This window comes from Pseudocitrobacter sp. 2023LY-00077, assembly GCF_055796175.1.
This window is the reverse complement of record NZ_JBSPEI010000045.1, coordinates 1-2,953: the sequence shown is the minus strand read 5'-3', so window position 1 is coordinate 2,953 and position 2,953 is coordinate 1. Positions and strand designations below refer to the sequence as shown.

The window sequence follows — 2,953 nt, the reverse complement described above, 5'->3', positions numbered from 1 at the left end:
ATTTGATGCCTGGCAGTTCCCTACTCTCGCATGGGGAGACCCCACACTACCATCGGCGCTACGGCGTTTCACTTCTGAGTTCGGCATGGGGTCAGGTGGGACCACCGCGCTAGTGCCGCCAGGCAAATTCTGTTGTATTAACCCGCTTACGCCGGTTAATTTAATCTGTTATCAAGCTTACTTATCGATGTCTCTTCGCCAAAACATCTTCGGCGTTGTAAGGTTAAGCCTCACGGTTCATTAGTACTGGTTAGCTCAATGCATCGCTGCACTTACACACCCAGCCTATCAACGTCGTAGTCTTCAACGTTCCTTCAGGACTCTCAAGGAGTCAGGGAGAACTCATCTCGGGGCAAGTTTCGTGCTTAGATGCTTTCAGCACTTATCTCTTCCGCATGTAGCTACCGGGCAATGCCATTGGCATGACAACCCGAACACCAGTGATGCGTCCACTCCGGTCCTCTCGTACTAGGAGCAGCCCCCCTCAATTCTCCAGCGCCCACGGCAGATAGGGACCGAACTGTCTCACGACGTTCTAAACCCAGCTCGCGTACCACTTTAAATGGCGAACAGCCATACCCTTGGGACCTACTTCAGCCCCAGGATGTGATGAGCCGACATCGAGGTGCCAAACACCGCCGTCGATATGAACTCTTGGGCGGTATCAGCCTGTTATCCCCGGAGTACCTTTTATCCGTTGAGCGATGGCCCTTCCATTCAGAACCACCGGATCACTATGACCTGCTTTCGCACCTGCTCGCGCCGTCACGCTCGCAGTCAAGCTAGCTTATGCCATTGCACTAACCTCCTGATGTCCGACCAGGATTAGCTAACCTTCGTGCTCCTCCGTTACTCTTTGGGAGGAGACCGCCCCAGTCAAACTACCCACCAGACACTGTCCGCAACCCGGATCACGGGTCTACGTTAGAACATCAAACATTAAAGGGTGGTATTTCAAGGTTGGCTCCATGCAGACTGGCGTCCACACTTCAAAGCCTCCCACCTATCCTACACATCAAGGCTCAATGTTCAGTGTCAAGCTATAGTAAAGGTTCACGGGGTCTTTCCGTCTTGCCGCGGGTACACTGCATCTTCACAGCGAGTTCAATTTCACTGAGTCTCGGGTGGAGACAGCCTGGCCATCATTACGCCATTCGTGCAGGTCGGAACTTACCCGACAAGGAATTTCGCTACCTTAGGACCGTTATAGTTACGGCCGCCGTTTACCGGGGCTTCGATCAAGAGCTTCGCGTTGCCGCTAACCCCATCAATTAACCTTCCGGCACCGGGCAGGCGTCACACCGTATACGTCCACTTTCGTGTTTGCACAGTGCTGTGTTTTTAATAAACAGTTGCAGCCAGCTGGTATCTTCGACTGATTTCAGCTCCATGAGTAAATCACTTCACCTACATATCAGCGTGCCTTCTCCCGAAGTTACGGCACCATTTTGCCTAGTTCCTTCACCCGAGTTCTCTCAAGCGCCTTGGTATTCTCTACCTGACCACCTGTGTCGGTTTGGGGTACGATTCAATGTTACCTGATGCTTAGAGGCTTTTCCTGGAAGCAGGGCATTTGTTACTTCAGCACCGTAGTGCCTCGTCATCACGTCTCAGTGTTAAAAGAAGTCCGGATTTACCTAAACTTCCCACCTACACGCTTAAACCGGGACAACCGTCGCCCGGCCAACATAGCCTTCTCCGTCCCCCCTTCGCAGTAACACCAAGTACAGGAATATTAACCTGTTTCCCATCGACTACGCCTTTCGGCCTCGCCTTAGGGGTCGACTCACCCTGCCCCGATTAACGTTGGACAGGAACCCTTGGTCTTCCGGCGAGCGGGCTTTTCACCCGCTTTATCGTTACTTATGTCAGCATTCGCACTTCTGATACCTCCAGCATGCCTCACGACACACCTTCAACGGCTTACAGAACGCTCCCCTACCCAACAACACATAGTGTCGCTGCCGCAGCTTCGGTGCACAGTTTAGCCCCGTTACATCTTCCGCGCAGGCCGACTCGACCAGTGAGCTATTACGCTTTCTTTAAATGATGGCTGCTTCTAAGCCAACATCCTGGCTGTCTGAGCCTTCCCACATCGTTTCCCACTTAACTGTGACTTTGGGACCTTAGCTGGCGGTCTGGGTTGTTTCCCTCTTCACGACGGACGTTAGCACCCGCCGTGTGTCTCCCGTGATAACATTCTTCGGTATTCGTAGTTTGCATCGGGTTGGTAAGTCGGGATGACCCCCTAGCCGAAACAGTGCTCTACCCCCGAAGATGAGTTCACGAGGCGCTACCTAAATAGCTTTCGGGGAGAACCAGCTATCTCCCGGTTTGATTGGCCTTTCACCCCCAGCCACAAGTCATCCGCTAATTTTTCAACATTAGTCGGTTCGGTCCTCCAGTTAGTGTTACCCAACCTTCAACCTGCCCATGGCTAGATCACCGGGTTTCGGGTCTATACCCTGCAACTTAACGCCCAGTTAAGACTCGGTTTCCCTTCGGCTCCCCTATTCGGTTAACCTTGCTACAGAATATAAGTCGCTGACCCATTATACAAAAGGTACGCAGTCACCCCATAAAAGAGGCTCCCACTGCTTGTACGTACACGGTTTCAGGTTCTTTTTCACTCCCCTCGCCGGGGTTCTTTTCGCCTTTCCCTCACGGTACTGGTTCACTATCGGTCAGTCAGGAGTATTTAGCCTTGGAGGATGGTCCCCCCATATTCAGACAGGATACCACGTGTCCCGCCCTACTCTTCGAGTTCACAACATGTGCATTTTGGTGTACGGGACTTTCACCCTGTATCGTGCGACTTTCCAGACGCTTCCACTAACACACATGCTGATTCAGACTCTGGGCTGCTCCCCGTTCGCTCGCCGCTACTGGGGGAATCTCGGTTGATTTCTTTTCCTCGGGGTACTTAGATGTTTCAGTTCCCCCGGTTCGCTTC

At 52.5% G+C, this 2,953-nt stretch carries 2 rRNA genes; both read right to left on the bottom strand.

Annotation, left to right across the window (positions count from 1 at the left end):
- Nucleotides 1-7: 7 nt before the first annotated feature.
- Nucleotides 8-123, bottom strand: a 5S ribosomal RNA gene (gene rrf / locus ACWWFX_RS25005).
- A gap of 96 nt (nucleotides 124-219) precedes the next feature.
- Nucleotides 220-2,953: ribosomal RNA gene (locus ACWWFX_RS25000) — 23S ribosomal RNA — on the bottom strand; the annotation flags it as partial.